The 24,882-nt window shown below is 60.4% G+C and carries 25 protein-coding genes and 1 tRNA gene; 13 read left to right on the forward strand and 13 right to left on the reverse strand.

The window, feature by feature from the left end; translation table 11 throughout:
* Positions 1-44: 44 nt before the first annotated feature.
* The gene (gene secA, locus J2D75_RS10380) at positions 45-2,771 is read right to left on the reverse strand and encodes a preprotein translocase subunit SecA (RefSeq protein WP_207854759.1); all 2,727 of its coding nucleotides are present in this window, start codon (positions 2,769-2,771) and stop codon (positions 45-47) included.
* 294 nt (positions 2,772-3,065) lie between these two features.
* Between secA and J2D75_RS10385 the strand changes: the two genes are divergently transcribed.
* From J2D75_RS10385 to J2D75_RS10405, 5 genes are all read left to right on the forward strand, one after another.
* On the forward strand, positions 3,066-4,013 hold the full coding sequence (locus tag J2D75_RS10385) for a peptidylprolyl isomerase (RefSeq protein ID WP_207854760.1): 948 nt from the start codon (positions 3,066-3,068) through the stop codon (positions 4,011-4,013).
* Between the two features lie 125 nt (positions 4,014-4,138).
* Positions 4,139-5,380 carry a bifunctional glutamate N-acetyltransferase/amino-acid acetyltransferase ArgJ gene (gene argJ / locus J2D75_RS10390; protein WP_207854761.1) on the forward strand — a complete coding sequence of 414 codons (1,242 nt, stop codon included), beginning with the start codon at positions 4,139-4,141 and terminating at the stop codon, positions 5,378-5,380.
* A 19-nt stretch (positions 5,381-5,399) separates the two neighbouring features.
* Complete coding sequence (locus J2D75_RS10395; protein WP_207854762.1) at positions 5,400-6,071, forward strand: RDD family protein; 672 nt, start codon at positions 5,400-5,402, stop codon at positions 6,069-6,071.
* 212 nt (positions 6,072-6,283) lie between these two features.
* On the forward strand, positions 6,284-8,668 hold the full coding sequence (locus J2D75_RS10400; RefSeq protein ID WP_408736763.1) for a mechanosensitive ion channel family protein: 2,385 nt from the start codon (positions 6,284-6,286) through the stop codon (positions 8,666-8,668).
* Positions 8,669-8,795: 127 nt separating this feature from the next.
* Positions 8,796-9,515 carry a 2OG-Fe dioxygenase family protein gene (locus J2D75_RS10405; RefSeq protein WP_207854801.1) on the forward strand — a complete coding sequence of 240 codons (720 nt, stop codon included), beginning with the start codon at positions 8,796-8,798 and terminating at the stop codon, positions 9,513-9,515.
* Between the two features lie 35 nt (positions 9,516-9,550).
* Here the strand turns inward: J2D75_RS10405 and J2D75_RS10410 are convergent, their stop codons facing one another.
* Positions 9,551-9,697 carry a hypothetical protein gene (locus J2D75_RS10410; protein WP_207854764.1) on the reverse strand — a complete coding sequence of 49 codons (147 nt, stop codon included), beginning with the start codon at positions 9,695-9,697 and terminating at the stop codon, positions 9,551-9,553.
* Positions 9,698-9,946: 249 nt separating this feature from the next.
* Here J2D75_RS10410 and J2D75_RS10415 point away from each other — a divergent pair, with 249 nt between their 5' ends.
* The gene (locus J2D75_RS10415; protein ID WP_207854765.1) at positions 9,947-10,399 is read left to right on the forward strand and encodes a hypothetical protein; all 453 of its coding nucleotides are present in this window, start codon (positions 9,947-9,949) and stop codon (positions 10,397-10,399) included.
* Between the two features lie 97 nt (positions 10,400-10,496).
* Here J2D75_RS10415 and J2D75_RS10420 read toward each other — a convergent pair whose 3' ends face one another.
* Positions 10,497-11,372, reverse strand: a complete 876-nt coding sequence (locus J2D75_RS10420) for a DnaJ C-terminal domain-containing protein (RefSeq protein ID WP_207854766.1) — start codon at positions 11,370-11,372, stop codon at positions 10,497-10,499.
* A gap of 279 nt (positions 11,373-11,651) precedes the next feature.
* Here J2D75_RS10420 and J2D75_RS10425 point away from each other — a divergent pair, with 279 nt between their 5' ends.
* The 6 genes from J2D75_RS10425 (at position 11,652) to J2D75_RS10450 (ending at position 15,692) form a co-directional block, all read left to right on the forward strand.
* Positions 11,652-11,927, forward strand: coding sequence for an accessory factor UbiK family protein (locus J2D75_RS10425; protein ID WP_207854767.1), 276 nt, complete (start codon positions 11,652-11,654; stop codon positions 11,925-11,927).
* 73 nt (positions 11,928-12,000) lie between these two features.
* Positions 12,001-12,501: a type III secretion system chaperone family protein gene (locus tag J2D75_RS10430; protein ID WP_207854768.1), complete on the forward strand. Its 501-nt coding sequence runs from the start codon at positions 12,001-12,003 to the stop codon at positions 12,499-12,501.
* Between the two features lie 34 nt (positions 12,502-12,535).
* Positions 12,536-13,357 carry a pyrroline-5-carboxylate reductase gene (gene proC / locus J2D75_RS10435; protein ID WP_207854769.1) on the forward strand — a complete coding sequence of 274 codons (822 nt, stop codon included), beginning with the start codon at positions 12,536-12,538 and terminating at the stop codon, positions 13,355-13,357.
* A gap of 52 nt (positions 13,358-13,409) precedes the next feature.
* A complete protein-coding gene (locus J2D75_RS10440; RefSeq protein ID WP_207854770.1) occupies positions 13,410-14,057 on the forward strand; it encodes a TetR family transcriptional regulator in 648 nt (215 codons plus the stop codon).
* Positions 14,058-14,152: 95 nt separating this feature from the next.
* A tRNA-Gln gene (locus J2D75_RS10445) sits at positions 14,153-14,227 on the forward strand.
* 232 nt (positions 14,228-14,459) lie between these two features.
* The gene (locus J2D75_RS10450; protein WP_207854771.1) at positions 14,460-15,692 is read left to right on the forward strand and encodes an MFS transporter; all 1,233 of its coding nucleotides are present in this window, start codon (positions 14,460-14,462) and stop codon (positions 15,690-15,692) included.
* A 110-nt stretch (positions 15,693-15,802) separates the two neighbouring features.
* On the opposite strand, the gene J2D75_RS10455 is transcribed toward J2D75_RS10450, so the two are convergent.
* Entirely contained in the window at positions 15,803-16,072 is a 270-nt protein-coding gene (locus tag J2D75_RS10455) for an HU family DNA-binding protein (protein WP_141376020.1), read from the reverse strand.
* Positions 16,073-16,747: 675 nt separating this feature from the next.
* Here J2D75_RS10455 and J2D75_RS10460 point away from each other — a divergent pair.
* The gene (locus tag J2D75_RS10460) at positions 16,748-16,954 is read left to right on the forward strand and encodes a hypothetical protein (RefSeq protein ID WP_207854772.1); all 207 of its coding nucleotides are present in this window, start codon (positions 16,748-16,750) and stop codon (positions 16,952-16,954) included.
* Here J2D75_RS10460 and J2D75_RS10465 read toward each other — a convergent pair.
* The 9 genes from J2D75_RS10465 to J2D75_RS10505 all read right to left on the reverse strand — a co-directional run bounded on the left by J2D75_RS10465 (position 16,905) and on the right by J2D75_RS10505 (position 24,786).
* A complete protein-coding gene (locus J2D75_RS10465; RefSeq protein ID WP_207854773.1) occupies positions 16,905-17,948 on the reverse strand; it encodes a LysR family transcriptional regulator in 1,044 nt (347 codons plus the stop codon). The two genes, J2D75_RS10460 and J2D75_RS10465, sit on opposite strands and share 50 nt — an antisense overlap.
* Positions 17,938-18,903, reverse strand: a complete 966-nt coding sequence (speB, locus tag J2D75_RS10470) for an agmatinase (RefSeq protein ID WP_207854774.1) — start codon at positions 18,901-18,903, stop codon at positions 17,938-17,940. The genes J2D75_RS10465 and speB (J2D75_RS10470) overlap by 11 nt, the downstream gene beginning before the upstream one ends.
* A complete protein-coding gene (gene speB / locus J2D75_RS10475) occupies positions 18,900-19,859 on the reverse strand; it encodes an agmatinase (RefSeq protein ID WP_265783010.1) in 960 nt (319 codons plus the stop codon). Before speB (J2D75_RS10475) ends, speB (J2D75_RS10470) begins: the two co-directional genes overlap by 4 nt.
* Positions 19,856-20,629, reverse strand: coding sequence for a creatininase (locus tag J2D75_RS10480; protein WP_207854775.1), 774 nt, complete (start codon positions 20,627-20,629; stop codon positions 19,856-19,858). The genes speB (J2D75_RS10475) and J2D75_RS10480 overlap by 4 nt, the downstream gene beginning before the upstream one ends.
* 66 nt (positions 20,630-20,695) lie before the next feature.
* The gene (locus tag J2D75_RS10485; protein WP_207854776.1) at positions 20,696-21,409 is read right to left on the reverse strand and encodes an SDR family NAD(P)-dependent oxidoreductase; all 714 of its coding nucleotides are present in this window, start codon (positions 21,407-21,409) and stop codon (positions 20,696-20,698) included.
* An 11-nt stretch (positions 21,410-21,420) separates the two neighbouring features.
* Positions 21,421-22,179 carry an SDR family NAD(P)-dependent oxidoreductase gene (locus tag J2D75_RS10490; protein ID WP_207854777.1) on the reverse strand — a complete coding sequence of 253 codons (759 nt, stop codon included), beginning with the start codon at positions 22,177-22,179 and terminating at the stop codon, positions 21,421-21,423.
* Positions 22,176-23,003 carry an ABC transporter ATP-binding protein gene (locus J2D75_RS10495; RefSeq protein WP_243428685.1) on the reverse strand — a complete coding sequence of 276 codons (828 nt, stop codon included), beginning with the start codon at positions 23,001-23,003 and terminating at the stop codon, positions 22,176-22,178. The genes J2D75_RS10490 and J2D75_RS10495 overlap by 4 nt, the downstream gene beginning before the upstream one ends.
* Positions 23,000-23,803 carry an ABC transporter permease gene (locus J2D75_RS10500; RefSeq protein WP_207854778.1) on the reverse strand — a complete coding sequence of 268 codons (804 nt, stop codon included), beginning with the start codon at positions 23,801-23,803 and terminating at the stop codon, positions 23,000-23,002. Before J2D75_RS10500 ends, J2D75_RS10495 begins: the two co-directional genes overlap by 4 nt.
* Positions 23,800-24,786 (reverse strand): ABC transporter substrate-binding protein, encoded by a 987-nt coding sequence (locus tag J2D75_RS10505; RefSeq protein ID WP_207854779.1) that lies wholly within the window; start codon positions 24,784-24,786, stop codon positions 23,800-23,802. Before J2D75_RS10505 ends, J2D75_RS10500 begins: the two co-directional genes overlap by 4 nt.
* Positions 24,787-24,882: the final 96 nt, after the last annotated feature.

Here is a 24,882-nt window from a genome sequence, read left to right on the forward strand (position 1 = left end):
CTTAACCCTGTCTACTATCCTGCCATGCCGCCACATGCCCCTTATCAGGGCACGCGACCGTGGCAATGCTTGTATTTCCGCCCCGAGCCGCACGGACACGGCGCATTGCGGGGCGTTTCCCCCCAGCTTGAGGGGTCATCCGGCATAATGGCGCTGCCCCCGATGGGGGTTGCCATGACCGGAGCGGTACCCGGCGCCAGCTCGGCTGCCGTATTGGCGGCAAAGCCCGGCACTTCGGGGTCCGCGTGGATGGCGGCGGTATCCGCGAACGGATCGACGGCCATCGGCGGGGGCGTGACTTCCACCCGCGCCATAAGTGATGTCACGCGCTGGCGCATTTCCTCCAGCATGAACGTAAACAGCGTGAAAGCCTCATGCTTGTATTCGTTCAGCGGATCTTTCTGCCCGTAAGCGCGCAGGCCAATACCCTGACGGAGCTGATCAAGCGCATGCAGATGCTCTTTCCAGACCGCGTCATAGGTTGTCAGCAGAACCTGCTTTTCAATAAAGCGCATCAGATCGGGGCCAATATTGGCCGCCCGTGCCGCCTGTGCCTGCGTGGCGGCCTGACTAATGCGCGAGGCCATGCCCTCGGCATCCATACCGTCCTCACGCGACCAGTCCGCCAGTGGCAGATCAAGCGCGAAAGTGCGGCTTACCTCCTGTGTCAGCCCTTCAATATTCCACTGTTCGGCAAACGATTTTTCCGGGATGTGCTGGGCCACCAGCATGTCGATGACATCATCCTGCGCGTCTGCAACGATGGTGGAGACATCTTCCGTCGCCATGAACTCACGGCGCTGGGTATACACTTCCTTGCGCTGGTCATTCATCACATCATCATATTTGAGCGTGTTCTTGCGCATGTCGAAGTTGCGGGCTTCGACCTTTTTCTGCGCGCGCTCAAGCGCCTTGCTCAGCCAGGGATGAACAATGGCCTCGCCCTCCTTCATGCCCATTTTCTGGAACATGCCGCTCATGCGGTCGGAGCCGAAAATCCGCATCAGGTCATCCTGAAGCGAGATAAAGAAGCGCGAATTACCCGGATCACCCTGCCGCCCGGCACGGCCGCGCAGCTGGTTATCAATACGGCGGCTTTCATGCCGCTCGGTGCCGATCACGTACAGACCGCCCGCTTCGCGCACAATTTCGTGATCACGCGCGACACGGGTACGGATCGCCTGCTCAGCGGCGTCGCGCTCGGGGCCTTCGGGGGCATCGCCCAGTTCCTGAGCGATCAGCATTTCCACATTGCCGCCCAGCTTGATGTCGGTGCCACGCCCGGCCATGTTGGTGGCGATGGTAATCGCACCCGGCGCGCCCGCCTGCGCGACAATCCCGGCTTCCTTTTCATGGAAACGGGCATTGAGCACATTATGCGGCACGTTTTCGCGCTTGAGCAGCTCGGACAGAGCCTCGCTTTTCTCAATCGACGTAGTGCCAACCAGAATGGGCTGGCCGCGTTCATGCACCGCACGGATGAGCGTTACCACCGCACCGAATTTTTCGGCCTCGGTCAGGTAGATTTCGTCATCCTCGTCCTTGCGGGACACGGGGCGGTTGGTGGGGATGGCCACCACATCGAGATTATAGATCTCGGCAAATTCGTCGGCTTCCGTCATGGCCGTGCCGGTCATGCCCGACAGGCGCGGATAAAGCCTGAAGAAGTTCTGGAAGGTAATGGAGGCCAGCGTCTGGTTTTCCTGCTGAACCTCGACATGTTCCTTGGCTTCGAGTGCCTGATGCAGGCCATCGGAATACCGGCGGCCTTCCATCATACGGCCGGTAAACTCGTCGATGATAACGACCTTGCCACCCCGCACGATGTAATCCACATCGCGTGCGAACAGGGTATGGGCGCGAAGCGACTGCTGCACATGATGCACCACGGCTACGTGGTGCAGGTCGTACAGCCCGCCTTCGCCCAGCACACCGGCGGCGCGGAGCAGGTCTTCCACCTGTTCGGAACCGCTGTCCGTCAGAATGACGGTGCGGAACTTTTCGTCTTTTTCGTAGGCTGTCTCATCGCGCACCAGCTCGCTCACCACCGCATCCACCGCGCGGTACAGATCGGAACTGTCTTCCGCCGGACCGGAGATGATCAGCGGCGTGCGAGCCTCGTCGATCAGGATCGAGTCCACTTCATCGACAATGGCGTGGTGGAAGGGCCTCTGAACCATTTCGTTCAGATGGTACTTCATGTTGTCACGCAGGTAGTCGAAGCCGAATTCGTTATTGGTACCGTAGGTGATGTCAGCCGCATAGGCCTGCCTGCGGGCATCATCTGGCATGTTGGGCACGATCACGCCCGTGGTCAGGCCCAGAAATTCGTAGAGCCGCCCCATTTCGGCCGCGTCACGCGCGGCCAGATAGTCATTGACCGTAACAACATGCACGCCCTTGCCCGACAGCCCGCTGAGATAGACGGCCAATGTCGCCACAAGGGTCTTGCCCTCACCAGTGCGCATTTCCGCGATGCGGCCAGCATGCAGCACCATGCCGCCGATAAGCTGCACATCAAAATGCCGCATGCCCAGCACACGTTTGGCCGCTTCGCGCGTTACAGCAAAAGCCTCGGGCAGGAGATCGTCCAGCGTGGAGCCATTGCTCAGACGTTCTCTGAACTCCAGAGTTTTTGCGGCAAGGGCTGCATCATCCAGAACCTGGATCTGCGGTTCAAGCGCGTTGATTTCCTGCACACGGCGTTGGAAAACCTTGAGTGTCCGCTCATTGGCTGTGCCAAACAGGGCGCGGATGACGCGAGAAAACATGAACACCTTTCCGGAACTGAACCGCCTTACGAATGATACAGCCATGACGCCTGCCGGACAGGCAATGGCACCAGCGCGCAGGCCTGTCTTGGGCACGGCTTGCTCCGCAAAATAGGACCGGGCCGGTCTGCGGTCAACCAACCCCTGCCTTTTGTGCCGAACCTCGCCCCCGCGCGCATGGGCCACACCGGCTGCAAGCGGCAGAGCGGGCGCGCAAGAAACAGGGCTTGCCGGGTGGGTTAGCCTCCTTCATACAGGGTGGACAGTTTTCAACCTGTGCAAGGTTCTGATTTCATGCGGTTCACGTCCTACGCGTCCGGGCTGGCGGTTGCCACCCTGCTTGGTTCATCCCTGCTGGTTCATCCCTCCCATGCAGCCGACCCCGCCTCCCCTCCTGCCGCGGCCCCGGCTGCCGACAAGGAAAAGCCGGCAGACCCGGCCTCCGTTGTCGCAACCGTAAACGGTGAAAAAATCACTCTGGCGGACGTGCAGGAAGCTGCGGGCAGCATTCCCCCACAGATGCGCCAGCTCCCGCCCAACGTGATCATTCCCATGCTGGTCAACCAGCTGATCGACCAGAAGGCGATCCTGCTCGCAGCACGCAAGGACGGGCTGGACAAGAAGCCGGAAACCCAGAAGCTGATGACCTCTGCCGCCGACACGGCGCTGCAGAACGCCTGGCTGTCGCAGTCGGTCATGCCGCACCTGACGGATGCGGACATGTCCAAGTACTACGAAGAAAACTACGCCAACAAGGCGCCTGAAAAGGAAGTGCACGCCCGGCACATCCTGCTCAAGACCGAAGCCGAAGGGCAGGATGTCATCAAGAAGCTGAAGGCCGGTGCCGATTTCGGCAAGCTGGCCGCCGAGCTTTCCACCGACAAGGGCAGCGCCCAGCAGAACGGTGGCGATCTGGGCTGGTTCAAGAAAGGCGACATGATCCCCGCCTTCTCCGATGCCGCTTTCGCCATGAAAAAGGGTGATATCAGCACCACTCCGGTCAAGAGCCAGTACGGCTACCACGTGATTCAGGTGCTCGACACCCGCACGGACCCCGTGCCGTCGCTGGATTCCGTGCGTGACAAGATCCGTCAGGCGCTGATCCAGAAATACGTGCGTGAAGCCGTGGATAAAGCCGCAGCCCACGTCAAGATCGTGCGTTTCGACCCCACCACCGGCAAGCAGCTGCCTAATGCACCCGCCGCACCGGCCGGGGCAGCAGCCGCACCCGCCAAAAAATAAGTAACGCATAAACCACCCCCATCGCGGCCATGCCGCAAGGGGGTGGCTGGATACGGCACGGGCGGGTATAATCCCGCCCGTCTTCCATTTTACCCCCTGTCCTTACCGTCCAAGGATTCCGCCTCATGGCGCAGCCTCTGCCTGTTTCTCCGCTTGCTCTTCCCCTGCCTGAACTGGGCCTGGTTCGCGGGGTTCGTCTGGGGGCCATTGCCGCAGGAATCCGCTACAAAGGCCGCAAGGATCTGGTGCTGGCCGAGTTTGACCCCGGCACCACGGTGGCGGGCGTTTTCACGCGCTCCAAGTGCCCCGGCGCCCCGGTGGACTGGTGCCGCGCCATCCTGCCCGCAGGCCGTGCGCGCGCACTGGTGGTAAATGCGGGCAACGCCAATGTTTTCACCGGCCGGGCCGGACGCGAAACCTGCGAGCAGACAGCCCAGGCAGCCGCCACACTCACCCACTGCACGCCGGATGAAGTCTATCTGGCCTCTACGGGTGTTATTGGCGAAATCCTGCCTGCTCAGCGCATTACCGCAGCCCTGCCCGCCCTGCATGAAGCCCTGAGCGAAACCGGCTGGGAAGCCGCGGCACGCGGGATCATGACCACCGACACCTTCCCCAAGGCCGCGCGGCGCACGGCCCTACTGGGCGGGGTTGAAGTCACCATTCAGGGCATGGCCAAGGGCAGCGGCATGATCGCGCCCGACATGGCCACCATGCTGTCCTTTGTCGCAACCGACGCCGCCCTGCCCGCGCCCCTTTTACAGGCCATGCTGTCAGCCGGGGTCAAGCGTACGTTCAACTGCATTACGGTTGATTCCGACACCTCCACCTCCGACATGGTGCTGCTGTTCGCCACGGGTGCGGCAGGGAACGCCCTGCCCGCCAGCACCACGGCCGATGCCCCTGAACTCGCGGCCTTCCGTCAGGCGCTGGACAGCCTGCTGGAAGAACTGGCCCTGATGGTGATCCGCGATGGTGAGGGTGCGACCAAGCTCATGACCATTGATGTGACCGGTGCGGTCTCTGACGAATCCGCATGGCGCGTGGCCATGGCCATTGGCAACTCGCCGCTGGTCAAGACCGCTATCGCGGGGGAAGATGCCAACTGGGGCCGCATTGTCATGGCTGTCGGCAAATGCGGCGAACCCGCAGACCGTGATACGCTGAGCGTTTCCATTGGCGGTGTCTGCATCGCCCAAAACGGCACCGTGCGGGATGGCTATGACGAAACCCCCGTGGTCGCCCACATGAAGGGGCAGGAAATCGCCATCGCGGTTGATCTGGGACTGGGCGAAGGCCGCACCCGCGCCTGGAGCTGCGACCTGACCCACGGCTATATCGACATCAACGGCTCCTATCGGAGCTGAAAACCCGGAGCAGGCTTCAATGTCTACATTTACGCCGCCCCCCGGCTGGGGCTCCCCCCCTGCCACACCCGCCGCGCCAGATAACGGCGCATGGAACAACCCTCAGGCACAGGTCTGGGTTTATGCCGGGTTCTGGTGGCGTGTCTGGGCCTTTCTGATTGATACCGTGCTGCTTTCCGTTGCGGAAGGCGTGGCGGGGATGTTCGTGGGGCCGGAAATTTCCGTCCGCTGGCAGGAGCTGCCTTTGTCCGGGGCGGATGGCCAGTCTACCAATGTGGTGGACATCGCAGCACTGGCGGATACCACGCAGCCATACGCGCATATGCTGCATGGCGTGTCCGTTCTGGTGCCGCACCTGCAAACCGGCAACTGGCAGACCCCCGGCAGCGTCTTGCTGGCCCTGCTGCCAGCACTGTATTTTATCCTGTTCGAATCCTCGCGCCTGCAGGCCACTCCCGGCAAACAGCTATGCCGCCTGAAGGTTGTCACCCTCACCGGCGAGCGGATTTCGCTACCGCGCGCCGTGGTGCGGTTTGCCATCAAGGCATTCATTTCTTTCCCGCTCCTGTATATTGGCGTGCTGATGGTGGCCTTCACCCGCCGCAAGCAGGGGCTGCATGACCTGATCGCGGGCACGCTTGTTGTCCGCCACGACGCACCGCGCACCGTATCCTTCGGCCCTCGGGGCTGAACGCGCACCCGCTGGCCCCGGCCCGAACCGATCGGGCGGGGCCAGTTTTTTTCCTGTTCCTTCATCAGAAAAAGGATATGGCACCCATGGGAACCAGCCCGGACCAGACCCGTTTTCTCACGCATCGTGATGCGGCCCTACCGCCCGATGCCCGCCCCTCCGGCCCTGAAGGACAGAAACGCGTTTCTTCTTCCGGCCTGTTCAGAATGCTTATGCTGCTGGCGGTGTTCTGCCTTGGCCTGCTGGGCCTGAACACCGGCGCACATGCGGCTGACGCCACGGCCGCAGCACAGGCAAACGGGCTGAGCCAGCAGGATGCCCAGCAGCTTCTGTCCGTTCTGAACGACCCGCAAAAACGTGCGGACTTTACCCGCACGCTCTCGCTCATGGCCAAGGGGTTACCCGCAGCCCCCGCCACCCCGAAAGCCAACCCAGCCGCCCCTCCGGTCATGCTGGATACGGATGTGCATTCCGAACTCGGTGTGCTGGGTGACACGGCGCAGTCCTATGTCCAGAACTTCACCAGCCTGTTTACGGATCTGGGTGCGGTCGGCTCCTGGACGCGCCATGTGATCCATACGCCCGACCTGCGCCAGAAGCTGGTGGATTCCTTCACCCGTGCGTTCCTGATCATGATCGTGGCCCTGCTGGCCGAGCGTGGCGCCAGTATCGCCCTGCGGCGGCCGCTGCTGTCCGTAACCCACCATGCCGAGGCCCGCGAGGCCCGTCAGGCCATGGCGCAGGCCACAGCCAGTGTTCAGGAAAGCTCATCCGAAAACCACGATGACGCAGACCAGAACTCCATTCAGGCCCGCGAAACCGACCAGAGGCGCGGCAATGAAGTGCTGCGCTACCTCGTGCGCGTGCCCTATAACGTGCTGCATTTCCTCATCAAGCTCGTGCCGGTGGGCGTGTGCCTGCTGCTGGGCTATCTGGGGGCGGAATTCCTGACCACCACCGATCAGGCCAGCACGGTCACGCTGACCCTGATCAACGCCTATGCCATCGCGCGTGGGCTGTATCTGGTGGTGGAAACCACGCTGGCCCCGCGCTCGCCCGTTATCCGGCTTGTCCCGGCTTCCGACCCCACAGCACGTCTGCTGACCCGCTGGTGGAACGTGCTGGTGGCAGCACCCTCGCTGGTAATCTGCCTGTCCACACTGGGCAGCGAGTTTGACATGGCCACCCGTGGCGTGGACGCAATGCTGCGCGCGGTGGTGCTGATCCAGCATCTGATCATTGCCGCGTTCATCTGGCGTATCCGCACCATTGTCGGCTCAGCCCTTCAGCCTTCGGAAGCCTGGCGGCGCAAGAACGCCCTGTGGGGTTTTGTCAGTTCACTGGCGCGACTGTGGTGGGTGCCTGTCATGTTTCTGGACATGGCGCTGTGGTTTGTCTGGGCGGCCCATCTCAAGGGTGGCTACCAGTGGATTCTGCATGGCTCGTTGCTGAGCCTGGTTTTTCTGGTGCTCTCGCGCGTGCTGGCATTGCTGGTCTATGGCCTGCAGGACAGGCTGTTTCGGGTCAGCCCCGAATTGCAGGCCCAGTATCCTGACCTGCAGCGCCGGGCTGATTTCTATTACCCCTTCGTGCGCCGGATCATGACGGCGTTCCTGATCCTGATCACCCTGATCGCGCTGGCCCAGAGCTGGGGTATTCCGGCCCTGCGCTTTTTCAGCGACTCGCCTATCGGCACACGCCTGCTCGGGGCTGCGATCTGCCTTGTTATCGGTATGGCGGTGGCCGCTGTGGCGTGGGAGCTGGTCAATGGGCTGCTGAACAAGCAGATCACACGCTATGCTTCCTCCGCGCAGGCGGGGCGCGCGGCCCGGCTGCGAACCATTCTGCCGATTATCCGCACCTTCCTGCTCACGCTCATTATCGTGTTTGTGGCGGTTACCACACTCTCCCAGATCGGGATCAATGTGGCGCCACTGCTGACAGGTGCAGGTATTCTGGGTGTGGGCCTGTCGTTTGGTTCACAAAGTCTGGTCAAAGACGTGATCACCGGCTTTTTCATGCTGGCTGAAGACGCCATACAGGTCGGGGACTGGGTAACAACCGGCGGCGTTGCGGGTACGGTGGAGCATCTTTCCATCCGCACGCTGCGGGTGCGCTCCTTTGATGGCGATCTGCACATCATCCCGTTTTCGTCCGTGACCTCCATTGCCAATACCGCGCGTGACTTCAACCAGATTATCGTGCGGCAAACGCTTGATCTGAGCGAAAACTCGGTCAAGGTCGCGCAGATCATGAAGGACACCATCGCGGCCATGCGCAAGGAAGACGCCTTCGCGCCCATGATCCTGTCCGATTACACTGATCTGGGCGTGGACAGTTCCGACCAGAACGGTGCGGTGCTGATCGGCATCATCCGAACAGCGCCGATGATGAAATGGAAAGTGCAGCGCGAGTTCTACCGCCGTATTGCCGCACAGATGGCGCAGGCGGGCATCAAGTTCTACACGCCCACCGCCTACACCACCTCGCCTCCGGGTATTCCGATGCACATGGCGCTGGACGCCCTGCCCGAAGCGGCTTACCCGCATGCCCCCGAGGCCGATACCCCCCCCAAACCCGCCACCCCGGCGGGCTGAAAAAGCACGGCGTCTGTTCGGCGCGGCCGGTTTGGGGCAGACTGGCCGCGCCGCCCTTCATGCGGCGCAGATTGCAGGAAACGCCCTCATGTCCACCATCGCTCCGCCCCCTTCCGCGCCGGAAGGGATGCGGCCCCTCCTTGAAACCCTTCTGGAAAACCCGCTGGCGCACGATGGTTTCGTGTTCGTGCGGGCCGATACCATGCACACCCTGCTACCGGACCTGGCGCAGTGGGATCGTTTCGCCGCAAGCTGGGATGATCTGGGTGTGGATCTTTACATGGCCGATGGCGGGCGCTACCGGCGGCGGCGCTATGCCACGTTCTCGCTCAGTGGCGAGACCATCAGCCGCAAACCCCACCAGCCCCATTACCAGAGCCGCGATTACAATACGCTCAATGGCGGGATTGAGCGCTGGTTTGAACCGTTCCTGCCCGAAACCGCCACCAGCCCTGCGCTGGAATCCATTCTCAGGCTGGTATGCCGGGTGGCAACAGACCTTACCCCGCCCACACGCAGGCCCGGCTCATGGCATGCGGAAACGCACCAGTTCCGTATCGAGGCGCAGTCAGACAGGCCCGGCCACCCCACACCCGAAGGGCTGCACCGCGATGGCGTGGACTGGGTGTGCGTGATCATGATCCGGCGTGAAAATGTGGCGAGCGGCGAGACCTCCATTCACGATCTCAACCGCCAGCTTGTGGGCAGCTTTACCCTGACCCAGCCGCTGGACACCGCCTTCGTCAACGATAACCGCGTGTATCACGGGGTCACGCCGGTTGAACCGCATGATCCCACGCGCCCGGGCTGGCGCGATGTGCTGGTTGTAACCCTGCGGCACGAATAAACCGGGGCAAAACGGGGCCGGTCTGGCCCCGTCTTTCAGTATCCCGCGTAGGATATGGCGTGCAGGCCAAGGGCGAGAATGCCCAGCACAAACAGCATAGCCCCTGCCATCTGTGCGCCTTCGCGCAGGCCAAGGCGTTCGGGTTGCTGGCTCGTGGCCGCCGGTGTGAGTGTCTCACCCATAAAGTCTGCTCCTTACCTGTTGCCAGTAACAGCCCCGGCCACAGCGCTGTCATGCGCGTCTTTGGCCTTCTTCACGGGGCTTTGCACCTGACATCCTCAGGCGCGCGACTTATCCTGTCTTCCTTATCCGGTCCGGGGCGGGCCGCCGTCAAGCACTGGACGCACGCCCCCTGAATACGGCACACAGGAGAGCCTGCCCCGAGGCGGTTTGCCGCACCGTGGAACGGCCTTGCATTTCATGGAGCTGGCATGACCCGTTTTTTCCGTTTTTCCGCAGCACTGCTCTTGAGCATCAGCCCTGCTCTGGCCACACACGCCACCGCAGCACAGCCAGACGCCAAACCCGCAGCCCCCAAAGCCACGGCAACCGCGCACAAGCCATCTTACCCGACAGCCCTTTTCTGCGGCACATGGGCGATGATGTCCGCCGCAGACGCTATCGAAGTGGCGGCAAACCGCGCCATGGGGCCTGCCGCCCGCCTGCTGCTGACCCTGCCGCCCATGTACAGCCGGGTGGTCAAGCAGGAGCGTTTCAGCCTGACACGGGTTGACGGCTCAAGCTGGACAACCTCCAGCCCGCCCCTAACACTTACCTTTACCCTGCAAACGGACAATACAGCGCTGCTGGTCATCAACAGCACGGATGGCCACAAGATGGAGCTGCCGCTCTACCGCGACGACACCCGCACCCAGAACCCCTGAGCCTTCTCCGCCCGCTCAAACCCCGCACGCGCCGTACCCTGAAAACGGGTCATAGCCCCGCTGGCCCATGGCCTGTTGCGGGGCTGGTGTGCGGCCTTCAGGCCTGCGGGTTCCAGTCGCGCAGGAAGGCTTCCAGTGCGGCATCGGCCTTGCCAATTTTAACCTGAAGCGTGACGTACAGATTACCCGCCTCGCGCTTGCCGTGGGCCTGCACACCTTTGCCACGCAGGCGCAGCATCGTACCGCTATCGGAACCGGCCGGCACATTCATCCTGACCGTACCGGTCGGAGTGGGCACCATGATGGGGCCACCCAGAACAGCGGTTTTCAGATCAACCGGCAAGGTTTCGCGCAGGTCAGCCCCATCGCGCGTGTAGGTGGGGTCAGCCAGCACGGTTACGGTAATCAGGGCATCGCCATCGGGGCCGCCCTGCATGCCGGGGTTGCCCTTGCCGCGCAGGCGCAGCACCTGCCCATCCTCTATCCCCGGCGGAATTTTTACATCCAGCGTGCTGCCATCAGGCAGGGACACGCGCGATGTCGTGCCGTTAACCGCGTCCTGAAAACTAACCTTGAGCGCATAGGACGAATCCGCCCCCTGCCGTGGCCCGCCACGGCGGCCACGCGTGCCGCCAAACCCGCCGAACATGCTGCCAAACAGGTCGTTGAAGTTTTCCTCATTGAACCCGCCGCCCGCACCGCCGCCGCCGTGAAAGCCGCCACCATAGCCGGGGGGGGCGCGCTCCTGACCGGAGGCGTCGATTTCGCCCCGGTCGAAACGCGCGCGTTTTTCCGCGTCAGACAGCAGATCATTGGCCTGATTGACCGCCTTGAACTGCTCTTCCGCCTTTTTGTCATCCGGGTTGAGATCCGGGTGATATTTCTTGGCCAGCTTACGGTATGCCTTGCGGATGTCATCCTGGCTGGCTGTCCTTGCAACACCAAGAACCTCGTAGGGATCACGTCCGCTCATGCAACCGGTTTCTCCATCTGCTGCCCATTGGCGGAACCTGCGCCGGGCATTGTCTTTACCTTTTTATCCATTGCCTTAGATAATGGGAATGCTCCAGCCCCCGGTCAATGGAGCGCTGCACCGAAATGCTCCCTCTCCCCCCGCCACAGACGACAGGCATAAAGTTGGGGCGGAACATCTGGGCGCGCCAGCCTTTATCCTTTATAGGTTCAAAGGCAGAACAGGAGATACCAAGCGCGTGAAGGGCTTGTGTATCCCGGATTGAATGGAGAACCGGCCATGGCTGATAGACCCCGCTTCCTTGACGACCTTGCCGGTGTGGCGGGTGGCGCCGTTTCCGCCCTGACAGGCGTGCGCGAGGAAATTCACGCCATTGTCCGCAATCGTGTGGATGAAGTGCTGACCACGCTCCAGGTTGTCCGCCGCGAAGAATTTGAAGTCATGCGCGAACTGGCCGCTCAGGCCCGTATCGGACAGGAAGAGGCCGAACGCCGCCTCAACGCGCTTGAAGAGCGCGTCCGCACGCTTGAACACGCATCGGCGCATAAGGGCTGAACAGGCCGCAACCCGCCCTTTTGCCAGTGTGTCAATCCGTTCATATCTCATGCAGGCACGGAGAACCGCCACCATGCCAGCCCTGACGAGCGATTCCACGCCAGTACCCGCCAACCCGCTTGACCTGATGGAACAGGTTATCGGGGGGCTTGGCTGGACATTCGACCGCTGCACCCCCACCGAAATGGCCGCCGAAGCCCCGGCACGCTGGTGCGATTACGGCCTGTTTTTTTCATGGTCGGCCGAACTGGGCACGATCCTGTTCACCTGCGCGTTCGATCTGCGTGCCGGGGCCACCCGCCGCGCAGCGCTGTACGAGCTGATCGGCCTTGCCAACGAGCAGATGTGGATCGGCCATTTCAGTGTCGATGCGGAAGACGGCGTGCTGCTGTTCCGCCACGCGCTGCTGCTACGGAACACGCAGGCCGTAGCCGATATTTTTGAAGATATGATCGACATCGCCCTGAACGAGTGCGAGCGGTTTTACCCCGCGTTCCGTTTTTTCCTGACGGAAAAGCTCTCCGCCTCCGAAGCGTTGGGCATGGCCCTGCTGGACTGTCAGGGCGAGGCCTGACAGCAGGTTTCGCGCGCATGAACAGGATTTTTCCATGAGCACATCCACACAACTGCCCTCTATCCTTCTGGTCGGGTGTGGCAAGATGGGCGGCGCCATGCTCGATGGCTGGCTGGCCTGTGGCCTGCCCCCCTCCGCCGTGATTGACCGCCACCGCGACAGCCTGCCCGCGCCGCATATCCTCGTGCCATCGCTCGATGACCTGCCCGCGGACTTCCTGCCCGATGTCATCATTCTTGCGGTCAAACCCCAAAAAGCCGATGCCACGCTGGAAATGCTGGCGCAGCGCTTTGCCCGCGCCACCCTGCTCTCCGTCATGGCCGGGCGCAGCATTGCCAGCCTGAGCACTGTTTACACCCGCGCGGCGGCGCAGTCCGCCCCGGTCTTTATCCGCGCCATGCCCAACACCCCCAGCACGCTGGGCGCTGGCATGACCGGCCTGTATGCCCCCGCCGATGCCACACCAGAGCAGAAGCAGCATTGCGACAGCCTCATGCGCGCAGTGGGAGAAACCGTATGGGTGGATACGGAACAGCAGATCGACGCCGTAACCGGCATTTCCGGTAGTGGCCCGGCCTATGTGTTCCTACTGGCCGAACTGCTTGAAAAAGCCGGTGTGGAGCAAGGACTGCCACAGGCAACCGCACGCACGCTGGCCCGCGCCACGCTGTATGGTGCTGGACAGATGCTGCACAGCCTGCCAACCGATGCCGCCGAACTACGGCGCAATGTTACCAGCCCCGGCGGCACTACGGCCGAAGCACTTGGCGTGCTGATGGCCCCCGATGCCTGGCCCGCGAGCACATCGCAAGCTGTTGCCGCCGCCGTGCGCCGCGCAGGCGAACTGGCGGGCTGACCCACCCACCACCGCCGTTCCCTGCCTGACGACTCCACCAGAAAGCGCCACCATGACAACCGATCCGTTCGATACAGCCCTTGTAACCGCTGCCCTGTCTTTAGCGGCTGAAAAGGGTTGGGGGCAATTTAGCGTGCAGGAGGCCGCCCGCGCGGCCGATCTGTCCGAAACCGAGGCGCGGCGGCGTTTTTCATGCAAGACAAAAATTGCACTGGCCCTCGGCCGCATGGCGGATGACGCAGCCCTTGCCGACGATGCCGGATATGGCTCCACGCGTGAGCGGCTGTTTGACCTGCTGATGCGCAGGCTCGATGTCTTTCAGGCCCATCGGGCTGGCGTGCGCGCCCTGCTTAAAGCCATGCCTTTCGACCCGCCAATGGTACTGGCACTTGGCGCGGCTACCCTGCAAAGCATGCGCCAGATTGCACAGGCAGCGGGCATTGACGCTGCCGGGCTGACAGGCATGGCCCGCGCTTCTGCCCTGACCGCACTCTGGACGGCGACCTTCCATACATGGGAAAAAGACGACAGCACCGATATGGGCCGCACCATGGCAGCCCTTGATCAGGCACTGGACAAAGCGGGCCGCTGGGGACTGTTTGCCAGCAACGGCACAGAGCCGGAAGACGAGGCCGGATTGCCCGACCTGCCCGATGACACGCTGGTAGATCAGAACTGGCCGAGCGAAACAACACCCTGAGAAATCGAAATCTGACGCTATCGGTCTTTACGAAAGCCGGTGCTTCAGCCTAAAAGGAAAACCCCGGACAGAATAATTTGTTCTGTCGGGCATAATGGGGCGTAGCCAAGCGGTAAGGCAGCGGATTTTGATTCCGCCATGCGGAGGTTCGAATCCTCCCGCCCCAGCCACGCTCCTGCTTTTCCAAAAAACATCGCTCAAGCCAGTCCGAGCCGGTTTTCTGCCGTGGTGTCATACCCATTGGCCCTGCACGGGTATCTCTGCTCCGTGACTTTTCTTTTTGTCACGATGAGTGCCAAAGTGCTTCCCCTCAAAAACACTGGAGCGGGTCGTACACGCATCTGCCGTGACACCGCCCGCGCCGGTCGCCCGTTTTTCCCTCTCCTGTCACGGCCCCCACGCATGTCCGAACCGTCTTCTCCTTCTCTTTTCAGCCAACCGGGGCTGCCTGCTGTTCTCGGTGGGCGCGCGCTCTCGGCTTTTGCGGCACAAGTACTGGCTGTGGCCGTAGGCTGGCAGATTTACGCCCTGACCCACAGCACTGCAGCGCTAGGTTTTGTCGGGTTGGCGCAGTTTCTGCCCATGTTCGCGCTGATTTTACCCGCAGGCCACGCCGCCGATCAGCACAACCGCCAGAAAATCGTTCTGACCTGCCAGATCATCGAAATGCTGGCGACCGCCGCCACAGCCTATGCGGCTTTCACCCACAACCTGACGCCGGGCATGCTGTATGCGCTGGTGGCGTTGTTTGGAGCGTGCAAGGCTTTTGAAATGCCTGCCCAGCAGACATTTCTCCCCTCTCTGGTCTCACCCGCCCTGTTTCCCCGCGCCACGGCTCTGTCTGCCTCGCTGTTTCAGGTAGCCAGCATTGCCGGGCCATCGCTCGGGGGGCTGCTTTACGGTGCGGGGGCAGCGCTCTGTTACAGCCTGTGCGCCGCAGGGTTTGCACTGGCGGCACTGGCAACAGCCTCGCTGTCCATCACGCGCCCTGCCAAAGCGCGCCAGCCTGCAACACTGGCCAGTGTCTTTGGCGGCATTGCCTTCCTGCGCCGCAAGCCCGCCATGCTGGGTGCGATCTCGCTTGATCTGTTTGCCGTGCTGCTGGGCGGGGCGACCGCCATGCTGCCGGTTTTTGCCACCGATATTCTGCATGCCGGCCCAGTGGCCCTTGGCCTACTGCGCGCGGCCCCCGCTGTGGGCGCGCTGCTGGTTGCCGCCATTCTGGCCCGCCATCCGCTGGGCCGCCATGCCGGGTTGTGGATGTTTGCAGCCGTAGGCATTTTCGGTCTGGCCACCATTGTCTTTGGCCTGTCCCGTTCGGCGTGGCTTTCCGTCATCATGCTGGCGATCCTGGGGGGGGCTGATGTTGTTAGCGTGATGGTGCGCGGCGCTCTGGTGCAGCTTGGCACCCCGGATGAAATGCGCGGCCGGGTTTCCGCCGTAAACATGCTGTTTATCGGCTCATCCAACCAGCTTGGCGAATTCGAAAGCGGAATGCTGGCGTCGCTGGCCGGGCCTGTGGGGGCAGTCGTTCTGGGGGGTGTGGGCACGCTGCTGGTGGCAGCGGGCTGGATGTTTCTCTTTCCCGGCCTGCGCAAACTCGACCGGCTGGAAGACATTAGCCCCGAAAGCTGAACAGCCGGGGGTAATCACCCTGTGTCACGGACATGAAAAAACCGCGCTGGCTTTAAAACCAGCGCGGTTTTTTATCGGCTCTGCCTGAACAGACGAAATGACAGTATGTGTCAGACCGCTTTTTTCAGGTTAGGGCTGGCCTTGAAACGTACGGTCTTGCCCGCCTTGACCTTGACGGGTTCGCCCGTGCGCGGGTTCAGCGCCTTACGGGCCTTTGTCTTGCGAACCGTGAACGTACCGAAAGAAGGCAGGGTAAAACCGCCTTCGCGCTTGAGTTCCTGCACGATCGCGTCAATCAGATCATTGGCGGCCTGATTGGCGGCAACACCGGTGCAGTTGATCGAATCCTGGATCACCGCCGCAATAAAGGCTTTGCTCATCGAGTTTCTGGCTCCCTATTTTTCAGACAGAATTTTAGAGACAATAATTACCTGGCCGTGACGCCCATACTTTATGGGCTTGTAGTCATGTTTTGCTGAAAAACCAACCCAAAAATGTGGCCGGTTTCGATTCTTTCCGACAGGGACAGCAGAAAGGACGGTATCATTTTTCAGTATTCATCCCGCCCCATAACGGAAAGGGTATCAAAACCGCTATTTACCGGCGGTTATCCAGCTTTTCAGGGGAGAGAGCCGCAAGAGCTTTCTGCGTAAAAAATAAATTAATTACTCTTTCTGTTCTCCTTATTATTACAAAAAAATACACCTCCATTGTCTATTTTTTACTCGTAATAACCCCGGCACCCTGCCTGCCTTTTATGGGGATCTGAGGGGCGTCACAATCAGCGGAAAATATGTTGTATTTTATTTATTCCACTATTTTTTATTGACTAATAAAATAAAGCACCATAAAGATTCGTCCCATTGGCGCGCAAAGGGCTGCCACAGCCACCGCGCGCGTTAACACCACGCTGTCAGGAAAGTTCCCATGACCCCCGCACGAATGCGATGCCCGCCGCGATGTCTCGCGGTTTCAACCAAGCAGGCTTTTCCCTTTCCCGGCTGAGTACAGCATCTGGCCGGGAGCAGATTTTTCCCGAACCAGGATACAGAACTATGCGTGACTCCATCATTCTTGAAATCAACGGCGTTTTTGTCGGCACTGTCATTTCTTCGGGCAACCCGCGCCAGAAACGCTTTTACGCCGTGCATGAAAGCGTTCATGCCCTGCATAACCACGTTTTTTCAGACCGGGACGATATTCGCCGTCTGATTATCGGGCATTTTCATCATTCAGCGCCTCGGATCGCCCAGCCTGCCTGAGCAGTTCGCGAATGAAAATCTGGAGCACGTTGCGGCTCTGATCAATGGCCCTGAACGCAATATAATGTTGCGAAACAAAGTAATAGACAGAGGGCTGGATAGGCCGCAACCGGCCCTCGCGCCGGTAGGGAGCGGCGGACTGCTCTGGCAGAAAGCCAATGAACCGGCCTGAGAGAATCATCATCAACTGTGCTTCCATATGCACAATGCTGCCACTGGCGCGTGGATGGTTGATGCGTTGCAGGTCTTCCAGTTTGCGATACGCCCGCACGGAAAAACGCGCACGGTCTATCATGTCCTTGGTAATCCGCTCATCCGCCATATCAAAAAACGGATGGCCCTGCCCGCAATAAAGGGCATGTGGCTCCTCGCATAAAGGCAGATAACGCACACCCGGCGCATGGCGGGCAAACGGGCCAATCGCGACATCCCGCGTGCCATCCGCCACCTGCAGCTCCAGATCCTGCGGGATCCCCAGTTGCAAATCAACATGCACGGTGGATACCTGATCAATCACGCGGGCCAGCACATCCTGCAAGGCTATATCGGGGTTGTTGATAATCCCGCCGATACTGCCAATCCGTAGCCGCCCTCCCAGTTCCTGCGGTGCCTGACTGACACGGGCCTGAAAAAGTTCAATACTTTCAAAAAGATCCTGTATGGCGTCCAGCGTTTCCTGACCAAAGGCCGTCAGGCGAAAACCCTTGCGCCCCCGCAGGCACAATGCCCCGCCCAGACGCTGCTCAAGCGAGGCCAGATGCGTGCTAAGCGTGGACTGGCTGAGATTGAGAGCAATCTGTGCCGCAGCAAAGCTGCCGGTTTCAGCCAGAACAGCAAAAACCCGCAACAGGCGCAGGTCTATATTATCAAGCCGCCTGACACGCGTTGCCCCCGAAACAACGCGTTTGGGCGGAAAGCCCGGCTCCGCAGGCGGTGTCTTGTGCCTGCGGGCCGGGCCGGAAGAAGGGGAACGCTGCTCTGGATTATCGCTCATTGTTCCTGAAATACAGGATCCGGCCGATGAGATTAAGCAGAAGCTGCGCCGCCAGAATGGGGGTGATGCGCGCGGGGTCGTAATCAGGGGCGACCTCCACCAGATCAATCCCGGCAATACGGCCACGCGCGGCTAGACCCGCCAGAAACTCCAGCATTTCATAATACAGGAATCCGCCGTGGCTGGGTGTGCCCGTGCCGGGTGCTATGGAGGGGTCGAACCCGTCAATATCAATCGACACGTAATAGTTCACCCCGGCGGGAATCCGCTCCAGCAGGGCATCAACCCCCATCTCGCGCACCTGCCGCACGCTCAGAATATCCGAGCCAAACCCACGGGCATCGTCATACCCTTCACGCGCGGTGGATGACACGTTGCGGATACCGATCTGGGTCATGCCCGTAATATGTGACCGTTCCGCAGCCCGGCGCATGGGGTTGCCATGCCCGTGGCGCACACCATGCCGCTCATCCACAAAGTCCAGATGGGCATCTATCTGCACAAGGTGCATGGGCGGCTGGTCATCGAACGCGCGAATACAGGGGATATTGATCGAATGATCGCCCCCCAGCACCACCGGCAGCGCCCCTGCGGCCAGAATGGCACGCACCCCGGCTTCTATGCCTGCATGGCTGCGTTCGGTATCGGTGTGGACAATATCGGCATCGCCTATATCGACAATCCGGCAGCCCTCTCCGCCCAGATAAACCCGGTCATCCTCATGATCGTACGCGCCCGCATGGCCAAAGGCGAACAGGGTGGACGCCTCGCGGATACTACGTGGCCCGAAACGCGCGCCAGCACGCCACTGGGTGCCGCCATCAAACGGCGCGCCCAGAATGGCAATATCCGCATCAATGGCCGACCAGTCTGTCTGGATCGGGTATTTACCAAAGCTGCAAATACCAACAAACGGCAGATTGAGCCTGCCGCTATCGTAACCGTTAGCGCTCATGCGCCCCTCCCCGCAGCAATCGCGCACAGCAGTTCAAACATGATGGTTGCCCCGGCCAGAGAGGTAACACCCCCCACATCAAACGGCGGCGAAACCTCCACAACATCAGCCCCGACAATGTCGAGCCCGTTCAGCCCCCGGATCATGCGCTGGGCCTCCCGCGTAAGAAAACCGCCAGCTTCAGGCGTGCCGGTGCCAGGCGCCACGGCGGGATCAAGGCAGTCCACATCGAACGAAATGTAAACCGGGCCATCGCCCACACGCGCACGAATGGCCTGCACGATCCCGTCCGGCCCGAGTTCGGTCGCCTCGTCCATCAGAATCAGGCGAAAACCGGCATTCCGGGCGTAATCGTAATCACGCGGGGTGTACAATGAGCCACGCAGGCCGATCTGGAGCGTGCGCTCACAGTCAATCAACCCTTCTTCCACCGCCCGACGGAACGGCGTACCGTGGGTGTAACGGTTCTTGCCGAAATACGAATCCGCCGTATCGGTATGGGCGTCAAAATGGATCAACCCCACCGGACGCTCCGCCGCAAGGCCACGCAGAATGGGCAGGCTGACCAGATGATCGCCTCCCGCCGCCACAGGAATGGCCTTGGCAGCGGCAATGCGGGCAAAATGGCGGGTAATCAGGTCAAGACTGTCCATCACGTCAAACGGGTTGACCGGGCAATCGCCTATATCCGCGACTTTCAGCACCTCATACGGTGCAATACCATTGGCATTGACCTGCCGCATAAGCGATGAGGCATTGCGCAGTTCACGCGGGCCATGCCGCGCACCTGAGCGGTTGGTGGTGCCGCCATCATACGGAATGCCGGTAAAGACGACATCATACCCTTCCGGGCTGGTTGCCTGCGGCAGGCGCATGAACGTTGGCACCCCGGCAAAACGCGGCACCATGCTGGCATCGGCCACCTGCGTTTCTGTGCCGTGCGGTTGGCTGCTCACAGCCCGAACTCCTTGCGCAGGGCGGCGGAAAGCAGGCGCACGTGGTCATCCATCAGCCACTGGCCCTTTTCCGCTGTTGACCCCTGCGCACGCGCCAGCACACCCGAGGCAGGCACCACGCCGGGGCGCAGGGGCCAGCGGTCATAAGTGGGGAAATCCGCCGGGCCATCTGATGGCACTTTTTCCATATCTACCAGATCCTCGCGCAGCAGCAGCATGAGCGAGGTTTCAAGCAGGCTGGCATGTTCCAGCTCGGTACCGGGGAACCCATCGGGGAACAGCCTGTCCAGCGTAGAACGCTCGACAAAATCCCAGTATTCCAGCCTCATGGCTACAAAATCCGTAATTCCGTCGCGGCGCAGTTCGCGCATGGCCAGATCAAGCCCTTCGACAGCAGGCCAGGCATTTTCAAAATGCCCGTTCACCAGCACCAGACGCCGCACGCCGTTATGCGCCAGACGGCAGACCACATCGCGGATAACCAGAGACAGGGTTGCCGCATCCAGCCCGATACAGCCGGGAAACTGCTCCCCCCCACCCGAGCGGGGCTGTGATTTGTAGCCATAAGGCAGGGTGGGCGCCACAAGTCCGCCCAGTTCAGCGGCCACACAGTTGGCAACGCCAGTCGGCAGAACCTGATCGACATTCAGCGGCAGGTGCGGGCCATGCTGCTCGGTGGCCCCCAGCGGCAGAAACACAACCGGATTGCGGGCAATCCGCTGCGCAAAATCAGGCCAACTCAGTTCGGCAAGCTGAACGGTTTCAGACATGATGACCATATTCCTTCTGTTTTTAAAAACAGTGTTTTTTTAAAGATTCTTGAAGCACTGATTTTTTCAGTGCATGGCGGCACCGCCATCAACACTCAGGCACTGGCCTGTAATGAACGCCGCATCCGCCGAGGCCAGAAACAGGGCCGCACGGGCTATTTCATCAGGCTGGCCAATACGCCCCATAGGATTGGCCATGTCCTGCGCACGGGTTTTTTCGTCCTGTGCATCAAAGTTGAGCAGCGGTGTATCCACCGGGCCGGGTGCGATCGCATTCACCCTGATACGCGGCCCCAGTTCGCGCGCCCATGAGCGTGTAAGCGAGAGCATGGCCCCTTTGGTAGCGCAGTAGAGAGACGCACCAGCCCGGCCCAGATACGCCAGTTCCGATGCAATATTGAGAATGCACCCTCCCGCCCCCATGAACGGCAGGGCCGCCTGCGCCACCAGAACCGGCGCACGCAGATTGACCGCCAGCGTCAGGTCCAGCGCCTGCTGCGTAATCTGCGCCAGTTCCTGTTCCAGCATGATACCAGCACAGTTCACCACCACATCAAGACGCCCATCCAGCCGGGCAGCCGCCTGCCGCACCGCATCGGCCACAGCGTGTGGGGCTGCCAGATCAACTGGAATAATCTCGCACGCTCCCGTATCGCCTGCGTTGATATCCAGCCCCACAACGCGCCCGCCTTCAGCCTGCCATGCCTGCGCAATGGCCCGCCCGATCCCCGAGGCTGCCCCTGTTACCAGCACATGCTGGCCTGTTTTGCACTCACGCATGATCCCCGCCCCTAAAACGGATGTTCGCCACGATCGACGCCAAATGTCTGCCCGGTAATGCTGGCGGCAAAGGGCGATGCCAGAAACAGATACGTGCAGCTGATATCATCAGGGTTCATAAAACCAGAGAGAGCCTGCCCATCCAGTATCGCCTGCATCAACACGTCTTCTTCCTTGCCCGAACGCTCAGCCATGGCCGTAAGCGAACGGAGGGATGCCTCGGTTCTCACCCAGCCGGGAGCAACGGCATTCACGCGGATTGCGCGTGGCCCAAGCTCCTTTGCCCATGTTTTTGTCAGGCCGATAAGCGCATGTTTGGAGGCCACATACGCCCCGAATAGTGGCTCGGCCACACGCCCCCAGATAGACGCCGTGTTAATAATACACCCGCCCGCAACCATATGCGGCAGGGCCAGCCGGGTTACATGATAAGTACCCACGATGTTGGTGTGGATCACCTGCTCGAACAGGCTGACGGTCTGCTCATCCTGTGCGGTAACAGGGGTCAGGCGCTCCAGCCCTGCATTGTTGACCAGCACATCCACCTGCCCATGATCGCGCAGAATATCGGCCATGGCAGCAGCATTGCCAATATCAGCCACATAACCACGCGCGCCGAGTGTGGCCGCAACGTCTGGCATGGTTTCATCTTGCGCAACAAGGCTGAGCGAAGCCCCGGCCGCGGCAAAAGCCTGTGCGATACCAAGCCCTATGCCCCGGCTGGCCCCCGTAATCAGAACTGACCGGCCAGAAAAATCGAACGTATTCATGCGCCCTCCTGCCCGGCTTCGCGCAGGCGACCACGCAAAAGATGAAGAATATCTGTACGGATATGAAAAAATCTTTCACTGTCACGCAAGGTTTCATCGCGTACAGGGCCGACCATGGACAGAATATCCATATCCGCCATAACCCGCGCGGGCCTGCTGCCGAATACGATAATGCGGTCAGCCAGAAACACCGCCTCTTCCACATCATGGGTTACAAAAATCGTTGTCTTACCCGATTTTTTCTGGATTTTTCGTAGTTCGTACTGAAGGTCTTCACGCAGGTTGGCATCCAGTGCGCCAAACGGCTCATCCATCAGCAGAACATCAGGATCAGCCGCGAGGGTGCGGGCAATAGCCACACGCTGGCGCATACCGCCCGAAATACGCGAGGGATAACTGCTGGCAAAGTCTGAAAGCCCCACCAGATCAAGAAAATATCCCGCTCTTTCGCGTTTCTGTGCCTTTGTCATATCACGGCGGAAACGCATGCCAAACTCGACATTTTTTCGCACGCTCAACCACGGAAAGGACGAATAGGACTGAAACACCATACCCCGGCGGATATCCGGCCCCCCCACAGGCTGACCCTGTAGCAGAATGCGACCTGATGAGGGCGTATCCAGCCCCCCGATCATGCGCATGAGCGTGGTTTTGCCGCAGCCCGAAGGCCCCAGAAACACCACGAACTGCCCGGCAGGAATATCCAGTGAAAATGGCTCTTGCACCACAGGCACGGCGCCGAACGTTTTTGTTACGGACTCGAAGCGCAGATACGCCCCGGCCTGATCGGGCATGCTGCCCGTATTGCCCAGCGTATTACTCATGACGACTGATACCTGAAAAGAAAGCGATGCAGCAGACGCAGGCACTGATCTGTCAGCAGCCCGATCAGGCCGATCATGATCACACCGGCCATCACCTGATCGGTTTTCATGAAACGACGCGCTGTCCAGATAACAAAGCCCAGCCCGCTATCCGATGCGACAATTTCTGCAATAATCACATAAGTCCAGCACCAGCCAAGGCTTATGCGCATGCTGTCCATAAGCTGTGGCAGCATGGCAGGCAGGGCAACCGTACCCAGTGTCTGGCGTGGCTTGGCTCCTAGCGTATAGGCGGTTTCAAAATACTCGCCCGGTACACGCTTCATGTCGGCGGCCACCATCAACACGAGCTGGAAGAACGTGCCGAGCCAGAGCAGGAAAATCTTGGTTTCCTCCCCCACGCCAAACCAGATGATGGCCAGCGGTACCAAAGCGGGCACAGGCAGATACCGAATGAAGTCGATCAACGGCTCCAAAAACGCACCGATAATCCTGTATCCGCTCATGAGAATACCAAGCGGCACCGCAATAATTGCAGACAGCAGAAATGCCGACCACACCCTGCTGATGGAAATCAGCGCATTGGGCATGGCCACACCATCGGCACACATGGTCCAGAATGCGCGGGCCACAGTCGCGGGAGAGGGCAGGAAGATGGGCGCTACAACATGCAGCGCCACAATCAACCACCATGCGCCCAGAAAGCTCATGGCCCCCAAAAGCGCCGCAACCCCAACCGCCATGCGCGGTACTGCGGTACGAAAACGCAGCAGCCCCCCGAAAGAGGATGCCCCGCTCATGGTGCGGACAGGGCGGAGACAGGCCCACTATTGATGTCGCGCGCGGCATCAAGCTTGACCGAAGCTGCGCCATTTTCAATATTCAGGCCCATGAGGGTATCGAAAATGCCGTTGATGGGGCCGGGTTTCTGCGGCGTACCCATATAGGCCAGAGCCTGTTCAAGGTCTGTGTATTGCAGGCTGCCATCAATGCTTTTCTGAAAGTCATCGACAGAAAGATTAAAATGCGGTGCAGCCATGCGCGCGAACTCGGCGCTATGGGTTTTGTGGTAATCCACCGCTTTATAGATGCACGACAGAAAGCGCGTATATTTGCCGGGATTGGCGGCCAGATCATCATTGCGCGCGATCATGACATCCACAATGTAATCAGGATAATCAGAGGATGATACGAGCTTTCTCGGATTGCGTGCCGAATCCACACTCATGATCTGCTGCAAGAAGGGCTGATAGGTTACAACGGCGGCAAGGCTCGTATCGGCAAAAACCGCAACGCTGTCAGATGTCAGGATTTCCTTGATCTTCATATCCGACAGCGACATGCCGTGCTTGTGTAGTTCAAGCTGTAAAAGCATGAGGCCGGGCACATTGCTTTCCGATGCAATGGTCTTGCCCTTGAGTTCGGTTACATCATGAATGGAGCCATCGGCCACAACGCCATCGCCCCCCATGCTGCGATCAATCGGCCCGATGATAACGCCGGGGGTATCATTATCCCGTGGGCGGCCCTGATACTCGCTGATGGTGCGCATTTCCATCTCGATACTGCCATGCGCCATGGCGGCCATGACATCGGCGCGTTCATCCGCGAATTTCAGATTCACATCCAGCTTGGCATCATGGAAACAGCCCAGATCCTGCGCCACGAAAACAGGCGCAAACCCCGACCACACCGGCGCCATGATACGGATCGTATCCTGCGCATAAGCGCCAGTAGAACAGGTCAGCCCCAGAGCAACGGCCAGCACTTTGACAGATTTCATCTCACACCCACTCCCACAACGTTACGATAACATATTAATCGCGCGTTTGGTTAAGGTGTATCAAAATATTCCGAACATTATATCGATATTGGCCGA

It is taken from the genome of Acetobacter suratthaniensis (genome assembly GCF_017377745.1).
Lineage (GTDB): Bacteria > Pseudomonadota > Alphaproteobacteria > Acetobacterales > Acetobacteraceae > Acetobacter > Acetobacter suratthaniensis.

What these genes read in the sequence shown, in the direction of transcription:
- secA (WP_207854759.1), bottom strand. Translation starts at nt 2,771, where the DNA reads ATGTTTTCTCGCGTCATCCGCGCCCTGTTTGGCACAGCCAATGAGCGG.
- J2D75_RS10385 (WP_207854760.1), top strand. Translation starts at nt 3,066, where the DNA reads ATGCGGTTCACGTCCTACGCGTCCGGGCTGGCGGTTGCCACCCTGCTT.
- argJ (WP_207854761.1), top strand. Translation starts at nt 4,139, where the DNA reads ATGGCGCAGCCTCTGCCTGTTTCTCCGCTTGCTCTTCCCCTGCCTGAA.
- J2D75_RS10395 (WP_207854762.1), top strand. Translation starts at nt 5,400, where the DNA reads ATGTCTACATTTACGCCGCCCCCCGGCTGGGGCTCCCCCCCTGCCACA.
- J2D75_RS10400 (WP_408736763.1), top strand. Translation starts at nt 6,284, where the DNA reads ATGCTGCTGGCGGTGTTCTGCCTTGGCCTGCTGGGCCTGAACACCGGC.
- J2D75_RS10405 (WP_207854801.1), top strand. Translation starts at nt 8,796, where the DNA reads ATGCGGCCCCTCCTTGAAACCCTTCTGGAAAACCCGCTGGCGCACGAT.
- J2D75_RS10410 (WP_207854764.1), bottom strand. Translation starts at nt 9,697, where the DNA reads ATGGGTGAGACACTCACACCGGCGGCCACGAGCCAGCAACCCGAACGC.
- J2D75_RS10415 (WP_207854765.1), top strand. Translation starts at nt 9,947, where the DNA reads ATGACCCGTTTTTTCCGTTTTTCCGCAGCACTGCTCTTGAGCATCAGC.
- J2D75_RS10420 (WP_207854766.1), bottom strand. Translation starts at nt 11,372, where the DNA reads ATGAGCGGACGTGATCCCTACGAGGTTCTTGGTGTTGCAAGGACAGCC.
- J2D75_RS10425 (WP_207854767.1), top strand. Translation starts at nt 11,652, where the DNA reads ATGGCTGATAGACCCCGCTTCCTTGACGACCTTGCCGGTGTGGCGGGT.
- J2D75_RS10430 (WP_207854768.1), top strand. Translation starts at nt 12,001, where the DNA reads ATGCCAGCCCTGACGAGCGATTCCACGCCAGTACCCGCCAACCCGCTT.
- proC (WP_207854769.1), top strand. Translation starts at nt 12,536, where the DNA reads ATGAGCACATCCACACAACTGCCCTCTATCCTTCTGGTCGGGTGTGGC.
- J2D75_RS10440 (WP_207854770.1), top strand. Translation starts at nt 13,410, where the DNA reads ATGACAACCGATCCGTTCGATACAGCCCTTGTAACCGCTGCCCTGTCT.
- J2D75_RS10450 (WP_207854771.1), top strand. Translation starts at nt 14,460, where the DNA reads ATGTCCGAACCGTCTTCTCCTTCTCTTTTCAGCCAACCGGGGCTGCCT.
- J2D75_RS10455 (WP_141376020.1), bottom strand. Translation starts at nt 16,072, where the DNA reads ATGAGCAAAGCCTTTATTGCGGCGGTGATCCAGGATTCGATCAACTGC.
- J2D75_RS10460 (WP_207854772.1), top strand. Translation starts at nt 16,748, where the DNA reads ATGCGTGACTCCATCATTCTTGAAATCAACGGCGTTTTTGTCGGCACT.
- J2D75_RS10465 (WP_207854773.1), bottom strand. Translation starts at nt 17,948, where the DNA reads ATGAGCGATAATCCAGAGCAGCGTTCCCCTTCTTCCGGCCCGGCCCGC.
- speB (WP_207854774.1), bottom strand. Translation starts at nt 18,903, where the DNA reads ATGAGCGCTAACGGTTACGATAGCGGCAGGCTCAATCTGCCGTTTGTT.
- J2D75_RS10480 (WP_207854775.1), bottom strand. Translation starts at nt 20,629, where the DNA reads ATGTCTGAAACCGTTCAGCTTGCCGAACTGAGTTGGCCTGATTTTGCG.
- J2D75_RS10485 (WP_207854776.1), bottom strand. Translation starts at nt 21,409, where the DNA reads ATGCGTGAGTGCAAAACAGGCCAGCATGTGCTGGTAACAGGGGCAGCC.
- J2D75_RS10490 (WP_207854777.1), bottom strand. Translation starts at nt 22,179, where the DNA reads ATGAATACGTTCGATTTTTCTGGCCGGTCAGTTCTGATTACGGGGGCC.
- J2D75_RS10495 (WP_243428685.1), bottom strand. Translation starts at nt 23,003, where the DNA reads ATGAGTAATACGCTGGGCAATACGGGCAGCATGCCCGATCAGGCCGGG.
- J2D75_RS10500 (WP_207854778.1), bottom strand. Translation starts at nt 23,803, where the DNA reads ATGAGCGGGGCATCCTCTTTCGGGGGGCTGCTGCGTTTTCGTACCGCA.
- J2D75_RS10505 (WP_207854779.1), bottom strand. Translation starts at nt 24,786, where the DNA reads ATGAAATCTGTCAAAGTGCTGGCCGTTGCTCTGGGGCTGACCTGTTCT.